This is a genomic window from Clostridium sp. NSJ-145, assembly GCF_021044725.1.
Classification (GTDB): Bacteria; Bacillota; Clostridia; order Clostridiales; family Clostridiaceae; genus Clostridium; species Clostridium disporicum_B.
Genome location: NZ_JAJNOS010000006.1, coordinates 41,695 through 61,834, shown reverse-complemented (window position 1 = coordinate 61,834; position 20,140 = coordinate 41,695). Strand labels below are relative to the sequence as shown.

General features: G+C 29.4%; 22 protein-coding genes. All 22 read right to left on the bottom strand.

Going from position 1 to position 20,140, the window contains the following annotated elements; all coding sequences use genetic code 11:
• Positions 1-53: 53 nt before the first annotated feature.
• The 22 genes from LQE93_RS06855 to LQE93_RS06750 all read right to left on the bottom strand — a co-directional run bounded on the left by LQE93_RS06855 (position 54) and on the right by LQE93_RS06750 (position 19,996).
• Complete coding sequence (locus LQE93_RS06855; RefSeq protein ID WP_055265617.1) at positions 54-836, bottom strand: M23 family metallopeptidase; 783 nt, start codon at positions 834-836, stop codon at positions 54-56.
• Between the two features lie 137 nt (positions 837-973).
• Positions 974-2,044, bottom strand: coding sequence for a stage II sporulation protein D (gene spoIID / locus LQE93_RS06850; protein ID WP_231072764.1), 1,071 nt, complete (start codon positions 2,042-2,044; stop codon positions 974-976).
• Between the two features lie 136 nt (positions 2,045-2,180).
• The gene (gene murA, locus LQE93_RS06845) at positions 2,181-3,443 is read right to left on the bottom strand and encodes a UDP-N-acetylglucosamine 1-carboxyvinyltransferase (protein WP_055265621.1); all 1,263 of its coding nucleotides are present in this window, start codon (positions 3,441-3,443) and stop codon (positions 2,181-2,183) included.
• A gap of 20 nt (positions 3,444-3,463) precedes the next feature.
• The gene (locus LQE93_RS06840) at positions 3,464-4,099 is read right to left on the bottom strand and encodes a hypothetical protein (protein ID WP_231072762.1); all 636 of its coding nucleotides are present in this window, start codon (positions 4,097-4,099) and stop codon (positions 3,464-3,466) included.
• Positions 4,100-4,380: 281 nt separating this feature from the next.
• Entirely contained in the window at positions 4,381-4,785 is a 405-nt protein-coding gene (locus LQE93_RS06835) for an ATP synthase delta/epsilon chain alpha-helix domain-containing protein (protein WP_231072760.1), read from the bottom strand.
• Positions 4,786-4,790: 5 nt separating this feature from the next.
• Positions 4,791-6,194: a F0F1 ATP synthase subunit beta gene (gene atpD, locus LQE93_RS06830; RefSeq protein WP_231072759.1), complete on the bottom strand. Its 1,404-nt coding sequence runs from the start codon at positions 6,192-6,194 to the stop codon at positions 4,791-4,793.
• Between the two features lie 15 nt (positions 6,195-6,209).
• Positions 6,210-7,055, bottom strand: a complete 846-nt coding sequence (gene atpG / locus LQE93_RS06825) for an ATP synthase F1 subunit gamma (RefSeq protein ID WP_186838673.1) — start codon at positions 7,053-7,055, stop codon at positions 6,210-6,212.
• 33 nt (positions 7,056-7,088) lie between these two features.
• Positions 7,089-8,603: a F0F1 ATP synthase subunit alpha gene (atpA, locus tag LQE93_RS06820; RefSeq protein WP_186838674.1), complete on the bottom strand. Its 1,515-nt coding sequence runs from the start codon at positions 8,601-8,603 to the stop codon at positions 7,089-7,091.
• 10 nt (positions 8,604-8,613) lie between these two features.
• Positions 8,614-9,153, bottom strand: coding sequence for a F0F1 ATP synthase subunit delta (locus LQE93_RS06815; protein WP_231072757.1), 540 nt, complete (start codon positions 9,151-9,153; stop codon positions 8,614-8,616).
• Between the two features lie 2 nt (positions 9,154-9,155).
• On the bottom strand, positions 9,156-9,635 hold the full coding sequence (locus tag LQE93_RS06810) for a F0F1 ATP synthase subunit B (RefSeq protein WP_186838676.1): 480 nt from the start codon (positions 9,633-9,635) through the stop codon (positions 9,156-9,158).
• 44 nt (positions 9,636-9,679) lie between these two features.
• The gene (atpE, locus tag LQE93_RS06805) at positions 9,680-9,913 is read right to left on the bottom strand and encodes an ATP synthase F0 subunit C (RefSeq protein ID WP_032117250.1); all 234 of its coding nucleotides are present in this window, start codon (positions 9,911-9,913) and stop codon (positions 9,680-9,682) included.
• A gap of 121 nt (positions 9,914-10,034) precedes the next feature.
• Positions 10,035-10,718, bottom strand: coding sequence for a F0F1 ATP synthase subunit A (locus LQE93_RS06800; protein WP_231072750.1), 684 nt, complete (start codon positions 10,716-10,718; stop codon positions 10,035-10,037).
• A complete protein-coding gene (locus LQE93_RS06795) occupies positions 10,697-11,089 on the bottom strand; it encodes an ATP synthase subunit I (RefSeq protein WP_055265639.1) in 393 nt (130 codons plus the stop codon). Before LQE93_RS06795 ends, LQE93_RS06800 begins: the two co-directional genes overlap by 22 nt.
• A gap of 263 nt (positions 11,090-11,352) precedes the next feature.
• Positions 11,353-12,534 carry an acetyl-CoA C-acetyltransferase gene (locus tag LQE93_RS06790; protein ID WP_055265641.1) on the bottom strand — a complete coding sequence of 394 codons (1,182 nt, stop codon included), beginning with the start codon at positions 12,532-12,534 and terminating at the stop codon, positions 11,353-11,355.
• Between the two features lie 190 nt (positions 12,535-12,724).
• On the bottom strand, positions 12,725-13,219 hold the full coding sequence (locus LQE93_RS06785; protein ID WP_231072748.1) for a deoxycytidylate deaminase: 495 nt from the start codon (positions 13,217-13,219) through the stop codon (positions 12,725-12,727).
• A gap of 231 nt (positions 13,220-13,450) precedes the next feature.
• Positions 13,451-14,080, bottom strand: a complete 630-nt coding sequence (gene upp, locus LQE93_RS06780) for a uracil phosphoribosyltransferase (protein ID WP_231072746.1) — start codon at positions 14,078-14,080, stop codon at positions 13,451-13,453.
• A gap of 81 nt (positions 14,081-14,161) precedes the next feature.
• The gene (gene rpiB, locus LQE93_RS06775; RefSeq protein WP_055265647.1) at positions 14,162-14,617 is read right to left on the bottom strand and encodes a ribose 5-phosphate isomerase B; all 456 of its coding nucleotides are present in this window, start codon (positions 14,615-14,617) and stop codon (positions 14,162-14,164) included.
• Between the two features lie 151 nt (positions 14,618-14,768).
• On the bottom strand, positions 14,769-15,818 hold the full coding sequence (locus LQE93_RS06770; RefSeq protein WP_186838706.1) for an L-threonylcarbamoyladenylate synthase: 1,050 nt from the start codon (positions 15,816-15,818) through the stop codon (positions 14,769-14,771).
• A gap of 19 nt (positions 15,819-15,837) precedes the next feature.
• Positions 15,838-16,164, bottom strand: a complete 327-nt coding sequence (locus LQE93_RS06765; protein ID WP_231072744.1) for a hypothetical protein — start codon at positions 16,162-16,164, stop codon at positions 15,838-15,840.
• Between the two features lie 317 nt (positions 16,165-16,481).
• Positions 16,482-17,567 (bottom strand): peptide chain release factor 1, encoded by a 1,086-nt coding sequence (gene prfA / locus LQE93_RS06760; protein ID WP_055265651.1) that lies wholly within the window; start codon positions 17,565-17,567, stop codon positions 16,482-16,484.
• Between the two features lie 62 nt (positions 17,568-17,629).
• Positions 17,630-19,390 carry a peptide chain release factor N(5)-glutamine methyltransferase gene (gene prmC, locus LQE93_RS06755; RefSeq protein WP_231072743.1) on the bottom strand — a complete coding sequence of 587 codons (1,761 nt, stop codon included), beginning with the start codon at positions 19,388-19,390 and terminating at the stop codon, positions 17,630-17,632.
• Between the two features lie 18 nt (positions 19,391-19,408).
• A complete protein-coding gene (locus LQE93_RS06750; protein WP_055265655.1) occupies positions 19,409-19,996 on the bottom strand; it encodes a thymidine kinase in 588 nt (195 codons plus the stop codon).
• Positions 19,997-20,140 lie beyond the last annotated feature (144 nt).

Sequence of the window (20,140 nt, the reverse complement as noted above, 5' to 3'; positions counted from 1 at the left end):
AATTCTTTTTAGTTAATCAGCCATTTGAAATCCAAATGGCTGATTAATATTTCTTAGAAACTAAAGTAATCAGATGGATTTAATTGATTACCTTCAGAGTCTTCAACTTGTAGATTTAATACATCTCCACAAACTTCTGAAGTAAAAATCATTGAACTATTTCCAACTGTTCCAATTTCATCTCCTGCTGAAACTATATCTCCAACAGCAACTGAAACTTCTGCATCTAAATTTGCATACTTAGTTTTTAATCCGTTTGTATGTTCTATAACTATAAAGTTTCCATCTTCTGTGCTCTTTGATACTTCAATAACCTTACCTTCTGCTGCAGCCGTAACAGCTGTTCCTACAGAAGCATTTAAATCAATACCTCTTCTAGTTCTATCTACTGTTCCATTTTCATTATCTTGTAATCTAATCATCTCTTTATATTCTCTAGATACAGTACCTTCTAAAGGTAATTGGAAAACTACCTCTGTTACTGTAGTAGAAACTGGAACATCTTCTGTGTTATCTGCTACCTCTGTATAATTGTCTACTTCTTCGTTATCAGCAACTTCATCTAATTCCTCTGATTCCTCTGCCACATTATCACCAATTTCAACTCTATCTGCATTTGGCATTTCGTTTCTTGAGGCTTCTGTAGAATCATTTACTGACTCCTCAACATTTAAAGTAAATTCATTATTCTGATTATTGCTTTGCTTTAACTCGTTATTTTTCTTAATTGTAAAAGCTGCAACAACAGCGACTATACATAAGCAAATGAATAGAACAAAGTAAAAGCCCTCCTTTCTAAAAAAGTCTTTTACCTTATCTTTGTTGTTTGAATTCATATCAACACCTCCTTTCTGTAGTCTTGCCCTATATACAAATTTAATTCAATTAATAACCAATTTCCGTACTACAAATTTCCTCAATAAAAAACAAAAAGACCTTTGTTTTTCAACAAAAGTCTCAATAAATTATAATTTTATTCAGAAAATCTCAAATTTGTAATTTCTACTCCAGTATAATAATGTTTAATAATTTCATTATAAGTCTTTCCTTCTTTAGCCATGACATTAGCTCCCCATTGACTCATTCCAACTCCATGCCCATATCCTTTACATTTAAATATTATATTGCCATCATTTATTTCATAAGTAAAATTACTAGAATTCAAACCATATAAAAACCTAAAATCTTGACCTCTAATTGTTTCTCCAGCTACTTGAATCTCTTTTACTCCACCGGCCTCACTTCTAGATATAACATTTATACTACTTTCAATATTACTCGCATTTAAAGAAGATTGTGGATATGACTCTTCGAACTTATTAATAAACTCATTAATAGTCATAGATACTTCGCTCTCAAACTTCGGCGCTATTTCCTCTCCAGTACTCTCTACTGATTTTAAATATGGTATATCTGCCCAATATAAATCAACAGAATTTTCTGTCATTCCTGAACTAGTAGAAAAAAACTGTGGATAAAGCACTAGCTCATTTTGATAGCTCATAACTTGTCCTTTAGTCGATTCTACTGCCTCAACTATTTTATTCCAATTTTTTTCTCTATCACTCTCTTGCCAAAGCTCTAGTCTAACTTCTTTGGATGTATAAACTTGACAATGTACTGAATCACATATATCTGCTCCATTTGCTTTCACACAATTTTTAATTTTTTTACTAGCTAAATATGTTCTAGCTGCTACAGCTTGTGCCTTTAATGCTTCCAATTCGAATGTAGCAGGCATTTCATTTGATATTACCCCACATATATACTCTTCTAACGGAACATCTACAATTTTATTTTGAGAAGTTATATATACACTTACCATTTCACTATCATTTAAAATTATATCTTTAACTTCTATAGTTGTAGGTTGAGTTATCTCTGCCTCTATTTCTTTAGTCACTTCTGACAATTCATCTAAATTAATGCCTTCTGATTTTATTAATATACTAGGCATAATTATCATAAATACTACTATACATATAGTCGTAAATAATAAAAATTTAATACCTTCATTTAAGTTTAATCTATATCTCCTATTCATAACTAACCTCCCACTATATTTATCCACAAGCTATATATATGTTTTAATCTGTAAAATAATTCTATTTATTTATTAAAAATAAAAAAAAATAAGACATGCTCAAAATTAGCATGTCTTTATTTTAAATATCTAATATTTATATTTTAATTCTCTGAACATTAGCTCCTAGATTATTAAATTTCTCTTCAATTCTTGTATAACCTCTATCTATATGATGAATTTCACTTATTATAGTTTCTCCATTAGCAACTAATCCTGATAAAATCATAGCGGCTCCTGCTCTTAAATCTGTAGCTTTAACTTCACATCCAGTCAATTGTTTAACGCCTTCAACTATAGCAATTCTACCATCAATCTTTATATTTGCTCCCATTCTAACTAATTCACCAACATGCATAAATCTATTTTCAAATACAGTTTCTGTTATAATACTTACCCCTTTAGTAACTGATAATAATGCCATCATTTGTGGTTGCATGTCAGTTGGAAAACCTGGATATGGTAATGTCTTAATATCTACCGGTACTCTCTCTTTAGTTCCATCAACTAACATTTTTTCTCCGTTGATTTCGAATTTTATTCCTACCTCTGTTAATTTTTCTATAGTAGGCATTAGATGTTCTTCATTCACTCCATTTATAGTTATTTTACTCTTAGTTATTGCAGCTGCCACAATAAATGTTCCAGCTTCAATTCTATCATATATAGGTGTAAATGGTTTTGTTTCTTTTAATTCCTTAACTCCAGTTATAGTTATTCTTCCATAACCTGCCCCTTCTACATTAGCTCCCATACTATTAAGAAATCTCGCTAAATCCCATATTTCTGGTTCTTCAGCTGCATTTTCTATTATAGTAACACCTTCAGCCAAAACAGCAGCCATCATTAAATTTTCTGTTGCTCCAACAGAAGGAAAGTCTAAGTATATTCTATTTCCTTTTAATCCTTCAGTTTTTGTATTAATATAACCATGACCATTTTCAATATCTACACCTAGTTTTTTTAATCCCTTTAGGTGAAGATCAACTGGTCTACTTCCTATATTACATCCTCCTGGCAATGATATTTTGCATCTGCCAAACCTAGCAAGCATAGGTCCAACAATCAAAAACGATGCTCTCATACGCTTTATCAAGTCATTACTTGGCTCAATCTCCTTTAAATTTGAAGTATCTATTATTAAATCTCCTGTTATATCAGAAAACTCAACAGAACATTCTAACTCTCTTAACACATTTACTAACACTAGAACATCTTCAAGTAAAGGCACTTTTTTTATTGTTATTTTTCTTGGATTTAAGATAGTTGCTACAATTATAGGCAAAACTGAATTTTTAGCTATACTTATATCAACTTCTCCTTGAAGTTTATTCCCGCCTTTAACTATAATTTTTTCCATATTACCCTCCATATTAATTGTTAGTATGTTACAAAAATTATTGGTGTTCCTATAATTATATACTTTCCAGTATCATAATTAATTTGTCCCATGTTAATCTTACTTCCATCAATAAATTCTGCCTTTGATACTTTTCCGTTACTTATTTCCGCTTCCTCTATAGTATCTTCATTTATTCCATCTAATATAAATGGTAATATATTTTTTTCTTCATCTATTCTAACCTTTGAAAAGTAATAAATTCTCTCATCTATACACTTACTATTTTTTAAATTTTCTACAGCTTGTCTTAAATCAGAGCTATTAAAATTACTCGAAGTATTCATTATTACTATTTCGATCTTTGTTTTCTCTCCATCGATTAAATTAATATTGTAAGTTAGCATTTCATCTATACAAACTATTCTATTGTTAAATATATCTATATCACTTATTAATTCATTTGTTAAAATTTCTATAATTCTATTCTTCTCTTCAATAATGCTTGTATTAGTAATGTATTCTAACTTAACTCCATTCTGAACAAAATCATAGTTTTCTATTAAAAATTTTTCCATATCTCTATAGTATTTTTCACTTTCATAACATTCATATTCTACTCCATTAATAATTAATAGAGAAAAGAGTATAATAAATATTAGTCCTATCTTCTTCATATTATTATCCCGCCTTTCCTCTAAAATTATTGTCCATTTATTAAGTTTTTATACTATTCGATATATAATAATATATTAATTACACCTCCAAAATGTTCCCTTTCTACAAAAAACCTTAATAACAAACAATTTATTAAAAAAATAAGTAATTTAAAATTACACATCTTTATTAAACCTATTCCCTTCTGTCAAAATTCAATTTAAATTTCAGTTAATATTTTATGTTAAAAAAAGAGAGATATTTTCAAATATTTTTTAAATTACTTGAAAATATCTCTCTTTTAAATATTTTTTTTAATTTCTATCCTTGCTTTAGCCCTTAAAAGTGCATTTTTTGCTCTCTCAGTATCTGTATTGCCTTTTCCTGACAACCTCTTTTTAGCTCTTTCTTCTGCTAGTTTTGCTCTATCTAAGTCAATTTCCTCTGGCCAATTTATAGAGTCACAACAGAATTTTATTGAATTATTATCTATATATATAATTCCTGATGAAGTAAATAAATTTTTTTCTTTTCCATCAGAAGAAATAAATGTAGTTACAGTAGGAATTGTACTTATAATTGACTTAGTGTGATTAGGTAAAATTTCTATTTTACCCTCATCACTTTCTGTTACTACTGAAACTACTGCCTCTTCTACCTTCTTATTATCATTAGTAACAATAGTTAGCTTACTTTGCTTTTCCACATAAATCACCCATTCATTTTACTTGCTTTTTCTTTAACCTCATCTATAGTTCCTGAAAGCAAAAATAATGATTCTGGAATATTATCACACTTACCTTCTAATATTTCTTTAAATCCTCTTACAGTTTCTGATATAGGCACATACTTACCCTTCATTCCTGTAAATTGTTCAGCAACAGTAAATGGTTGTGATAAAAATCTTTGAACTCTTCTAGCCCTTGCTACAACCTTTTTATCTTCATCTGATAATTCATCTACACCTAGAATAGCTATTATATCTTGTAACTGTTTATATCTTTCTAATATATTCTTAACTTCTGTAGCAACGTTATAATGTTCATCTCCAATTATTCTTGGATCTAATAATCTTGATGATGACTCCAATGGATCAACAGCAGGATAAATTCCAAGCTCCGATATAGCCCTTGATAAAACAGTCGTAGCATCTAGATGCGTAAATGTTGTAGCTGGTGCTGGGTCTGTTAAATCATCTGCTGGAACATAAACAGCTTGAACAGATGTTATTGAACCATTTTTTGTTGAAGTAATCCTTTCTTGTAAAGCTCCCATTTCTGTAGCTAATGTTGGTTGATATCCAACTGCTGATGGTATTCTTCCAAGTAAAGCTGAAACTTCTGAACCTGCTTGAGTAAATCTAAATATATTATCAATAAATAGAAGTACATCTTGTCCTTTATCTCTAAAGTATTCGGCCATAGTAAGCCCTGTCAATGATACTCTCATTCTTGCCCCAGGAGATTCATTCATTTGACCAAATACTAGAGCAGTTTTATTTATTACGCCTGACTCCTTCATTTCGTAATATAAATCATTACCTTCTCTTGATCTTTCTCCAACCCCAGTAAATACAGATAATCCTCCATGTTCAGTAGCTATATTATTAATCAACTCTTGAATTAATACAGTTTTCCCAACTCCAGCACCACCAAAAAGCCCTATCTTACCTCCTCTTTGATATGGAGTTAACAAATCTATTACCTTTATCCCTGTTTCAAGCACTTCAGGTTCTAACGATTGATCTTTAAAGCTTGGAGCTGATCTATGAATTGGATATCTCTCTTTTGATTCTATAGGTCCTTCATTATCTATAGTATTTCCTAATACATTAAATACTCTTCCTAATACCTCTTCTCCTACAGGAACTGTTATACAATTTCCTGTATCTACTGCTTTCATTCCTCTCTTTAGTCTATCAGTTGCTTCCATAGCTATAGTTCTTACTATATCGTCTCCGATATGTTGCTCAACTTCTGTAACTAACTTTTCTTTTCCAATTTCTATTTCTATTTCTATTTTGTTATAAATATTAGGAAGCGAATCTGAATCAAACTTTATATCAACTACTGGCCCTATAACTTGAACAACCTTCCCTACTTTTTGTTCTCCCATAATGTTTCCCTCCTATTATTTTTGAGCTTCAGCGCCACCAACAATCTCTGAAATTTCTTGTGTAATAATACTTTGTCTAATTCTATTAAATTTAATATTTAATGTTCTTAACATTTCCGTTGCATTATCAGTTGCACCATCCATAGCCATCTTTCTTGCACTTTCTTCACTTACTCTCGATTGTAATAAACACTCCATTAATTTGCTTTTAATATATAGGTTCATTGCATTATTAAATACGCTATCTATATTAGGCTCAATAATATATTTATCTTGTTGATTATCCTTTTTTTCTATTGGTAATAGTTTTATTACTTCAGGTACTTGATTTATTGGAGATTTAAAAATTGTACATACTATATTTACTTCAGCTATTTCATCATTTCTATAAGCTTCATTTATAATATTATATAATTCATTAACTTCCTTATTTGTTGGTACATCTGGCATATCAATAATCTGTTTATTTGATTTAAGATTAAATTTTTCAAAATATGATATTCCTTTTTTGCCAATAAGAATGATTTTACTCTCTTCTTTATCTTCTATAACTTCTCTAAAATAAGATACTACGTTGTTATTAAATCCACCACATAATCCAACATCTGATGTAATAACTATATATAATTTTTTTCCTTTGATTCTATTAATATATATAGATTCATAATCATCAGGCAGACTATTAACTACTTCTTGTACTATTTCTTCAATAATTTTCACATACTCATTGTTATCAGTAAGCCTGTTTCTTACTTTCTTCAGCTTAGAAGTGGCAACAAACCCCATAGCCTTAGTTATCTTCTTAGTACTTTGAATAGATTGTATTCTTCTTTTAATCTCTACAAGTCCAGATGTTCCCACAATAATGCCTCCCAAACAAATACATAGGTAGTCCTATATATTTTCAGTAAATATCTTTTTAAACTCACTAATACATTCTTCCATATCATTTTTTATTTCATCTGTTAAAACACCTTTAGTTTTTATGTCTTTTAATGTATCTCTATAATGTGTATCCGCAAATTCTATTAACTGCTCCTCAAATTTTGAAATATCAATTAATTCTATATCAGATAAATAATTATTACTTATAGCATATAAAATTAGTATTTGATATTCTACTTTCATAGGTTGATATTGCTTTTGTTTCAATATCTCTAATATTCTTTTTCCTTTTTCTAATCTTCCTTTAGAATCCGCGTCTAAATCAGATCCAAATTGTGAAAATGATGCTAGCTCCCTATATTGCGCAAGCTCTAATCTTAAATTTCCTGACACTTGCTTCATAGCCTTTATTTGAGCATTACCACCTACTCTTGATACAGATATTCCTGGATTTACAGCAGGTCTTTGTCCAGAGTTAAACAAATCACTTTCTAAAAATATTTGTCCATCTGTAATTGAAATAACGTTAGTAGGTATGTATGCTGTTACATCTCCTGCTAAAGTTTCTACTATAGGAAGTGCTGTTAAAGAACCTCCACCTTTTTCTTTAGATAATTTTGCAGCTCTTTCTAAAAGTCTTGAGTGAATGTAAAATATATCCCCTGGATAAGCTTCTCTTCCTGGCGGTCTTCTAAGCAAAAGTGACATTGTCCTATATGCTACAGCATGTTTTGATAGATCATCATAAACAATTAGAACATCTTTTCCCTTATTCATAAAATACTCTCCAATTGTACATCCTGCATAAGGGGCTAAATATTGTAATGGTGCTCCTTCTGATGCTGTTGCTGCCACAATTATGGAATAATCTAACGCATCCATTTTATCTAAGGTATTAACTATATTTGCTACAGTCGATTGCTTTTGCCCTATTGCAACATATATACATATTACGTCTTTACCTTTCTGATTAATTATAGTATCTATAGCTATAGCTGTTTTTCCTGTTTGTCTATCTCCTATTATAAGTTCTCTTTGTCCTTTTCCTATAGGAATCATAGCATCAATAGCTTTAATTCCAGTTTGTAATGGCTCCTTAACAGATGTCCTATCTATTATTGTTGGTGCCGGTGCTTCAATAGGTTTAAACTCTTCATAGTATATAGGGCCTCGTCCATCTATTGGTTCTCCTAAGGCATTTACTACTCTTCCTAACATATCTTCACCAACAGGAACCTCTGATATTTTATTGGTCCTTTTTACTATATCTCCTTCTTTTATCCCTTCTTCAGGTCCTAAAAGAACACACCCTACATTATCATGTTCTAAGTTTAATGCCATTCCATAGACACCATTTGGAAATTTTAATAATTCACCTTCCATACAGTCATCTAATCCATAAACTCTAGCAATATCATCCCCAACTTGGATTATAGTTCCTGTATCTTCAGTTTTTATATTCTTTTCATATTTTACTATTTCTTTTTTTATAATAGATGTAATTTCTTCTGGCTTTATATTCACCTTAACACCTCTATTCTAATTCAAGCATTAGTTCCCTTAATTTATCCATTTTAAATTTGATTGTTCCATCTATAACTTCATCTTCTACTTTTACATATATGGAACCTATTATATTAGGATCTATAATTCTTTCTAATATAATTTTCTTATTATATTTATTCTCTAAGTTATTTATCAGTAATTTATACTGTTCATCTGATAGTGGAATTGTTGTTTTTACAACTCCTTTTAATGTGTTATTTTTTTCAAGATTTATCTTTTCCATTTCATTTACTTTTTCTCTCAAATGCAGAATTCTATCTTTCTCAATTAAGATCAATAAGAAAGATAATAAATCTTCATCAATTTTATTTTTAAAAATATTAATAAAAGCCTTTTTCTTATTTCTTGTTCCAACTTGAGGATTCTTAATAAACTCATAAAACTCCTCATAATTATCAATTAACTCACATATTAATTTTAAAGTCTCAATATATTCATCAACTTTTCCATTTTCATCCGCAACTTCGTAAAGAGCCATTGCATATCTTTTATCTAAAAATTCATACATGTTTAATCTCCTACTTTAGAGATAAATTCATCTATTAACTCTTTATTTTTTCCTTCATCAATATTTTTTTCTATTAATTGCTCTGATAACTCCATTGCTAAGTTAACATATCTCTCTTTTAAAACATATTCATTTCTTTTCTTTTCTCTTTCTATTTCTACTCTAGCTTTTTCTTTTATGATTTCAGCCTCTTTCTTCGCTTCATCAATTATGTCTTTGTATATATTCTCAGCCTTCCTCTTTTCATCTTCAGTTATTTTCCTACTTTTTCTTTTTAATTCTTCTATTCTCTTTTCACTTTCTATGCTTATTGTTCTTGCTTTTTCTGTAGCTTCTTCAGCTTCTAAAAAAGTTTTATTTATATATTCTTCTCTTTCATTTATTACAGCCTTAACTTTATCAAAAAAGAAATGTTTTAATATCATATATAATATTGCTGTATTTACAATTGAAGCTAGTATAACCCCTATATTTATTTCCATGATGAGTTTTCTCCTTTCTGAGAATTATCTAAAACCTTAAACCCTTAGCTTATTCCTACGAATATTAGTAAAATTGATACTAATAAACCATATATTGCAGTTGCTTCAGCAAATCCTGCTCCTATCATTAATGCAGTTGTTATCTTACCACTTGCTTCTGGCTGTCTAGCAATACCTTCAACCGCTTTAGCTGTTGCATTACCAATTCCAATTGCAGCTCCTATACCTACTAATACTGCTATTGCAGCAGCTAATGCTCTTACTGACTCTTGATCCATAATTAAATTCCTCCTTAAAATCTTTATATATTATTAAATAAAATTCTTTCTACTCATGTAAAATTAGTAAATTCAAATTACTAAATTACATATACCTTATATGTTAAGTTTAGATTCTTACTTAATGTTCAACTGTTATTTTAGTATTTATCATTGTTAGCATAACAAATATAACCATTTGAATTGCTCCATCAAATATATCAAAATATGCATGAAGAGGTATTGGTAATCCAATTTCGGCTATCCATGCTAATGATGATAAAGCTTTATATACCAATTCAACTAAAACCGTTGCAGCTAATATGTTTCCAAATAATCTTAAAGCTAGAGATATAGGTAGCATAACTCTTTCTAAGATATTTATTGGTAACATAACTGCCATTGGTTTTGCATATCCGCCAAAGTAACGTTTTATACCTGTTTTTTTAATTGTATAAACTTGTATAAATACAAATACTATTAGTGATAATGCAATTGTTACACTAAAATTCTTAGTAGGTGCAGCTATTCCAACTAATCCAGTTAGATTCATTGTTAAAATAAATATAGCCAATGTACCTATAAAAGGTATTACATCTCTATATTCCTTTCCCATATTGCTATCCACAACATTTTTAATTAAGTTATATAAGTATTCAACAATCACTTGCTTCTTACTCTGTGGTTTACTTTTCAAATCTTTTGTAGAATACCATGCCAAAATCCCAATAAACAGTATTATTACTAGTTGTATTATTGCTTCTGGTTTTATGTCTATTATTAGCCCCCCAAGATTAAATGAAACTATAGGTTTGTATGACTCCATTTACTCACTCCCCTTTGCATTTTTAACCAAGTTATTGTTAATACTACGAAAAAACTTATAAAACCTAATACATAAGCTAAAAGTTTTTCGATGTTATATATAAATGGATACGCTATAATAATTATTGTTATAATTCTTAAAATATAACTTAATGGAAAAACATATTTAATAATCTTTTTTTTACTATTAATAGTCTTTTCAAGCATAACTCCACTAAGTATAAAATTTATAGTTGCAACTAATAATCCTAAAGAAAATATGAAAGCTAACATAGCATGTCCAATTACTAACAAAATCAAATTTATTATTGCCAATATCAATATTACATCTTTAATAAGTATCTTTAATAAACTTTTTGTTTCTCTATTCATATACTATTACTCCTTAGATAACTTCTGTAATTATAGCTCTTTGGAACCTTAATATAAAATTTAATATTTCCTAATGTTTGGTTATTTTTACTTATTTTATTATTATATTTTTATATTATTCACTCTTACTTATATTTTTCAACTCTATCTCATCTTATGAATAACCGATTAATTTTATGATTTATAAAATTCATTTAGCTGAATTTTCAGATTCTATACCACAAAAAAAGACCTTACTAAAATGTAAGATCTTTTTTTATTACTTATTCTCTTTCTACTACTAAAGCAGTACCCATTCCTCCACCTATACAAAGTGTTGCTAATCCTTTTTTAGCATCTCTCTTTTCCATTTCGTGAAGTAATGTAACTAATATTCTAGCTCCTGAAGCTCCTACCGGATGTCCAAGTGCTATTGCACCACCATTAACATTTACTTTACTCATATCAAATTTTAAATCTTTAGCAACTGCTAAACTTTGAGCTGCAAAAGCTTCGTTTGCTTCTATTAAATCCATATCTTCAACTGTTAAACCTGTATTTTCTAATGCCTTTTTAGTTGCATAAAAAGGTCCATATCCCATAATTGATGGATCTAATCCTTTGCTTCCATAAGAAACTATCTTTGCCATTGGTTTAATTCCTAATTCTGCTGCTTTTTCAGCACTCATAACCACTACTGCTGCTGCACCATCATTAATACCTGATGAATTTGCAGCTGTTACAGTACCATCTTTTATAAATGCAGGTCTTAATTTAGCCATACCTTCAATTGTAGATCCGAACCTTGGAAATTCATCTTGTGCAAATACCTTTGGTTCTCCTTTTCTTTGAGGAATAACTACAGGTACTATTTCATCAACAAATCTGCCATCTTTTATAGCCTTTTCAGCTTTTAATTGTGAATTTAGAGAAAATTCATCTTGCATTTCCCTTGTTAATCCCCACTCTTTAGCTATATTTTCAGCTGTAACTCCCATATGATAATTATTAAATGCATCTGTTAATGCATCATTTATCATTGTATCTAACATCTTACCATCATTCATTCTTTGTCCCCATCTAGCACTTTTTAATGCATATGGAGCTTGAGACATACTTTCCATTCCCCCTGCAACAACTATATCTACATCTCCAGTTTTAATCATTTGAGCTGCTAATGATACAGTTCTTAATCCTGATCCACAAACCATATTTATCGTCATAGCTGGTACTTCTACTGGTAATCCTGCTTTAACAGATGCTTGTCTTGCAACATTTTGTCCTAATCCAGCTTGTATAACATTTCCCATTAAAACTTCTTCAACTAATTCTGGTTTTATTCCTGCCCTATTTACTGCTTCTTTAATTACTAAAGAACCCAAATCTACTGCTGGAACATCTTTTAATGCTCCCCCAAAAGATCCAATTGCAGTTCTTACTGCACTAACAATTACTACTTCTCTCATAATATACCCTCCCATCAATTTCATAAACAATAAAGCTATTAATTGTTTAACAATTAATAGCTTTATTATAACATTTGCCCCTTTTAATTCTCAACCATATTTTGGATATTTTGTATTTATTTTACATCATCTTTTTTTATGTAAAACACTCTTTTATATATGATTTAATATTCTAACATATTACTCTCATCTATATATTTTCAATGTCCATTGATAAATGTATATCTTTTTCTTTCGGTATAAGCTGTCTTAATTTAACACCTGTAGCACTAAACATTTTTTTTGAAGCTTTCACTGAATCTGTATCAGCATATTTATCACTTAAATATACTACTTCCTTTATTCCAGATTGAATAATAGCCTTAGCACATTCATTACACGGAAATAACGCAACATATATAATGCATCCACTTAAGTCTTTTCCTTTAGCATTTAATATTGCATTTAATTCTGCATGTACTACATAAAGATATTTTGTATCTAATGTTTCTCCTTCTCTTTCCCAAGGGAATTCATCATCAGAGCACCCTTTAGGAAGACCATTATATCCTATACTTTCGATTATATTAGAACTATTAACTATACAAGCCCCTACTTGCGTACTAGGGTCTTTACTCCTCATTCCTGATAATAAAGCTACAGACATAAAATAATCATCCCATTTTAAGTAAGTTTCTCTTTTCATAAAAACACCACCTTAATATATATTAGGTTAATAGAATAGTTATTATAACAATTTATTCAATTAAACTTTAAGAATTTAGAATTAAGACTTTAGGAATATAATTAACTAATCTGATTTTAAATATTTATAAGTCTATAAACTACCTAGTAGTTTCATCTTTAACTTTTCATTCTTAACTTAAAAAGTCATTCGTACTTTATACAAAAAACGAAGCGCATGCTTCGTTTTTTATTACTTAGTTCCGAAAAGTCTATCTCCAGCATCACCTAATCCTGGTACTATATATCCTTTTTCATTTAGTTTTTCATCTATAGCAGCTACGTATATACCAACATCTGGATGTTGTTTTTGTACTAACTCTATTCCTTCTGGTGAGGAAATTAGGCACATTAATCTTATTTTTTTAGCTCCTCTTTGCTTTAATAACATTATAGCATCAGCAGCTGATCCACCTGTAGCTAACATTGGATCTACAACTATTACATCTCTTTCTGCTATGTCTTGAGGAAGTTTACAGAAATATTCTACTGGTTGTAGAGTTTCTTCATCTCTATATAATCCAATATGACCAACCTTAGCTGCTGGTATTAAGTTAAGTATTCCATCAACCATACCAAGCCCAGCTCTTAATATAGGAACTATTGCCATTTTCTTACCAGCTAACATTTGACATGTAGTTTTACAAATTGGAGTTTCAATTTCAACGTCTTCTGTTTCTAAATCTCTAGTTACTTCGTATGCCATTAACATAGATACTTCTTCAACTAATTCCCTAAAATATTTAGACCCTGTATCCTTACTTCTTATATAAGCCAACTTATGTGATATTAATGGGTGTTTCATTTCTGTTACTTTACTCATTGTTTATTCCTCCTAAATTAAATCAACTAATTTATATACTAACAATTAACATATACATATCAATTATTGGTTTTACATTAACTATTTGTTATTTCTATATTTCTCTTCTATCTTAGTTATCTTTTCTAATCTTCTAACGTGTCTATCGCCTTCAAATTCAGCTCCTAAGAAAGCTTTAACTATATCTATAGCTAATCCTTTACCAACTACTCTTTCCCCCATAGTTAATATATTAGCATCATTATGCTCTCTAGTTGCATGAGCACTAAATGTATCTGAACAAAGTGCTGCTCTTATTCCTGGAACTTTGTTGGCAGCTATTCCAATTCCTATTCCTGTTCCACATATTAAAATACCAAAGTCATACTCTTTAGCTACTACTGCTTCTGCTACTGGTAAAGCTATGTCTGCATAATCACAAGATTCTTCTGTATATGTACCAAAGTCCTTAAACTCTATATTTTGTGATTTTAAATAATTAGCTATCTCAGCTTTTAAATTTAAACCACCATGGTCACAACCTAACGCAATCTTCATAAAATCATCCTCCAACTTCTTCTAATGATTAATTAAGATAGAATGAGTAGTAATTTATAATGCTATATTACTAACTTTCTCCCTAAGTTCTTAATTTTTAATTATTTTTTATTTATAAAAAAGGAAGATAGGTTCCCCCATCCTCCATTAATTAAACATCTATAATATCATATCCAGCAGCTTTATTAAGCCTATTCATTATTGCAAGTCCAACCCCAGCTTCTTCAAAGCCTTGACATAAAATATATTGAACTCCTAAATCATCGCATTTTCTTAAAGCTTCAAAAAGATTTTGAGCTATTTGATATAAATCTTTTTCGCTACCTAATGATATGATTTCACCCTTATTAAATCTACTTACATTTTCATCTGTTGTTAGTATTGCTACTTTATTATTTTTATCTATATAATTCTCTAACATTTCTGAGATAATTTCAATAGTTTTTTCATTTTTGCCCCTAATTATTTTCAGAGATGCCTTAGGTGCATAATGTCTATATTTCATCCCTGGAGCCTTTGGCTTTAAATTATCACTTGGCTTACTCATCAAAGCTTTATCTATCTCTATCCTAGAATCAACCTCTCGTAACATTTCTAGAGTAATTCCGCCAGGTCTTAATACCATTGGTGGATTTACGGTACAATCTACAATAGTTGATTCAACACCTATATCACTTTTATTCCCACCTAGAATATAATCTACTTTTCCGTCTAAATCTTCAACACATCTTTCTACTTCAGTTGGACTAGGTCTTCCTGATATATTCGCTGATGGAGCTGCAATAGGTTTTCCTGATAATTCTATAAGCTTTAATGCTATTTCATTATTAGGCATTCTTATACCTATAGTATTAAGTCCTGCACTAGTTTCATCTGGAATTATATCTTTTTTATCTAAGATTATTGTTAGAGGACCTGGCCAAAACTTATTCATTAAATCTTGAGCTACCTTAGGAACATCTTTAACTAGATTTGATAAATCTTTAGAACTAACATGAACTATAAGTGGATTATCTTGTGGTCTCCCTTTTGCTATAAAAATCTTTTTTACGGCTTCTGAATTTAATGCATCTGCTCCTAGTCCATATACTGTTTCCGTTGGAAATGCTACTATTCCACCATCTTTGATTATACTTCCAGCTTCTTTTATATAATCTATATCATCTCTAATATCTTTTATTATGGCAACCTTTGTTTTCACAAGACTTACCTTCTTTCTTTTAAAATTCATTTTGCCTTCTTGCTATTTTAATATTATCTATAGCAGGGCTTGTATATACAGCTTTTACACAATTTTTATATATTATTTCTAGTAAAATATACTTATTTAAAGCTCCTCTATTTATTATTTGAAAATAATAAGTATCTTCAGGATTTATTTTTTTAAGCTTTAAATATTCATGATTAACTTCTGGATATCTCTGTAAAAACGATTTGCTAATATGTTTTAATGATTTATTTCTAAATTTCATAGTTGTAACTATTATTATTTCCATATCTTCTTTAGTATCATTGGTATGTACTATAGCTATTTTATCACAAATCAAAATATTCTCTTTTGAAAATAGTCCATTTTTGAATTTTAACTTATTATTTAAACATGAAAATTTTAACTTATAAAAATTAATCTTATTCAATATAGATAAAAAAATTAGTATTTCTAAAATTAATAAATATAAGTATATGAATTTTGACCTTATATTTGATAAGTAAACCATCATAGGTAAGAAGATACTTAAAAATATCATAGTACTATAAAATAATTTTTTTAATTTATTCTGCCTTTTTAATGCTTTATCTATGTACATAATTTATTTACCTATTCTAAAAGCCCTACATTATAAATGCAAGGCTTTTAATCTTATTACATAGAATCAGTATTTCCCATAGCTTTCATCTTTTCTGCTTGGTCAGCAGTGATTAAAGCATTGATAACTTCATCTATATCTCCATTTAAATAACTATCTAATTTATAAAGTGTAAGACCTATTCTATGGTCAGTTACTCTTCCTTGAGGATAGTTGTAAGTTCTTATTCTTTCACTTCTATCTCCAGTACCTACTTGGCTCTTTCTATCTTCAGCTATTCCAGCCATTCTCTCAGCTTCAGCTACCTCATAAAGTCTAGCTCTTAAAATTTTCATAGCTTTTTCTTTATTTTTAAGCTGTGACTTTTCATCTTGACATGAAACAACAGTATTAGTTGGTATATGAGTTATTCTTACAGCTGAATCTGTAGTATTAACGCATTGACCTCCATTTCCTGATGCTCTGAACACATCAATTCTTAAGTCTTTATCATTGATTTCGATATCTACATCATCAACTTCTGGTAAAACTGCAACTGTAGCAGTTGAAGTATGAATTCTACCACTTGATTCTGTATCAGGAACTCTTTGAACTCTGTGAACTCCACTTTCATATTTTAGCTTTGAATAAGCTCCAGAACCTTTTATCATAAATACAACTTCTTTAAATCCACCGATATCAGTTTCATTTGCACTCATTAATTCAACAGACCATCTTTGGCTTTCTGCATACTTTGTATACATTCTGAAAAGGTTAGCTGCAAATAATGCTGCTTCATCTCCCCCAGCTCCTGCTCTGATTTCAACAAATACGTTCTTATCATCATTAGGATCTTTTGGTAATAACATTATTTGAATTTTATTTTCTAATTCTGCTTCTTTTTCAGATAACATAGAAATTTCTTCAGATAACATCTCTCTCATCTCTTTATCTGACTCTTCACTTAACATTTCCTTATTTGCTGCTAAGTCTTCTACAACTTTTTTATATTCTCTATAAACAGTTACTAATGTTTCTAATTCTGCGTGTTCCTTACATAGCTTTCTCCACTCACTTTGGTTGGCCATTATTGAAGGATCTGATATTTTAACTGATAGTTCTTCATATTTATTTTCAGTAAATGCTAATTTATCTAATAACATAGTATCACTCCATACTCTAATTTTTCACATTTTAGTATTATATCATAGTAATTGTAATTTTATCAACTTTTTAAAGTTCCTATTACAACTCTATCTAATCCAGCTAAATCTTTAACTATTCTTACATCACTGTATCCGCTGTTTATCATTAACTTTTTAACTTCTTCACCTTGATCATGACCAATTTCAAAAGCAAGTATTCCATCATCTTCTAAAACCTTTGAACTTTCATCAATTATTCTTCTATAAAATATTAATCCATCTTCCCCACCTGATAAAGCTGTGTGTGGTTCATAATCTTTAACATCATCCATAAGAGTAGGAATTACTTCATCTTTTATATATGGTGGATTTGAAACTAATATCTTATATTTTTTATTCTGATTAATAACTACCTTTAACAAATCACTTTTTACAAACTTAGCTCTATCTTTTAAGTTGTGTTTAACAATATTACTTTCAGTTACTTTCATTGGTGTATCATAATAATCAATTAGGTCAATATTTATATTTTTCCTAAAACTTGCTAATGCTATACCTATAGCACCACTTCCACAACAAAGATCACAAACATTCATACTCTCATCTTGTGGAATATACTTTAATGTTTCTTCTACTAATATCTCAGTATCTGGTCTAGGTATTAATACCCCTTCTTCAACATTAAAATCTAATCCCATAAATTCGGCACTTTTTAAAATATACTTAATAGGCATTTTATTTTTCCTTTTTTCAATAAGCTCAAAATATTCTTTTTCATTTTTTTTGCTTATCTCTTTATCTCTATTAGTAATTAAGTATAACTTATCTTTATTTATGACTTTTCCTAATAATAATTGTGAATCAAGCATATAAGTATCTACTGCAGCTTCCTTTAAAATACTTGATCCTTCTTGTAATAACTCTCCAATTTTCTTTTTATATTCAATTCCTTCTGCTGCTAATAAAGATGCTATAGCTACTTCTATTTGCGAGTCATCAGGTTCTTTTGTAGTAAGCTCTTGTAACTTTAATCCTGGATAAGCTATTATTTTTCCTAATTTACTATCTGTTTTTCCAAGCCATTTAATTAATTCATAAGTTATTCCTGCTACAAATGGCATTAGTAAAACTCTAAGAACTATTCTTTGTATAATTCCACCCCATCCTGTTAACGAAAAAACTATTATACTAACAAACATAGTTAAAAATAAAAAGTTAGTTCCACATCTTGGATGAAATCTGCTATATCTCTTAACATTCTCAACAGTTAATTTTTCTTCATTTTCATAACAAAAAATAGTCTTATGCTCTGCTCCATGATATTGAAAAACTCTATATATATCATCTAACTTACTAACTAAATACATATATAAGATTAAAATTCCTACCCTTATCACAGATTCTATTAAATTTAATGCTATTGGATGTAATCCAAAGCTCTTAAATATAGAAGCTAATACTGTCGGAATTCCAACAAATAATCCTACAGATAACAAAAGGGAAAACATCATTGTTCCAGTAACTATTAAGTCATTTGCTCCCTTATCACCAAGCTTCTTCTTTAACCAAAGTTCAAACTTAGACTCTTCTTCATCTTCCTCAAAAAAACTAGCAGAATAATTTAAAGTTTTAATTCCAACTATTAAAGAATCTATTAAAATAAATATTCCTCTTATAAATGGTATATTTAGAAATTTATATCTCTTAGTCAATGGTTTGACACTTTTCATGTCTACTTCAATTTTACCACTTGGAGTTCTTACTGCTGTAGCTAATCCTTTTGAGCCACGCATCATAACTCCCTCTATTACAGCTTGACCCCCAACATCACATTTTCTCATATCATCACTCTTTCAAAATTATTTTTGGCTCTTATATTTTATATAACAATGTCCACATAATGATTCATATTCAACATTATCAACTAAATCTATAGCAACTTGTTCTCCTTCAAAAACAAACTTACCATTGATTTTTCTTCCGTTTAAGACAGCTTTTCTTCCACACTTACAAATTGTTTTCATTTCTTCAATACTATGAGCTAATAGTAATAATCTTGTACTACCTTCAAAACCTTGCATCTTAAAATCCGTTCTTAATCCATAGCATATTACAGGTATATCTAATCCGACAGCTATTTCAAATAATTGGTCTATTTGATATGATTTTAAAAATTGAACTTCATCTACTAATATACAATTAATTTTATATTTATCATCATTCCATTTTTTAACTTCATCATATATATTCATATCACTATTTATTACTAAGTCAACTTTTCTTTCTACTCCAAGTCTAGATACTAACTTATCTCCACCTTTTTTATCAGTAGCTGGTTTTATTAATACTACATTCATTCCACGCTCTTCGTAGTTATGTGCTACCTGCATTAAGTTAGTCGATTTTCCAGAATTCATCGCTCCGTATCTAAAGTATAATTTACTCATTAATTCGTCTCCTTTTTCGATAGTTATATATCGATTATAGCATTTTAAGCCATTATTAAAAAGATGTTTTATCCCTTAATTATCATTGACCTTTTCTACCCCTTATGTTATACTCAATTAGTCATTAAATATGTCGTTTAATGA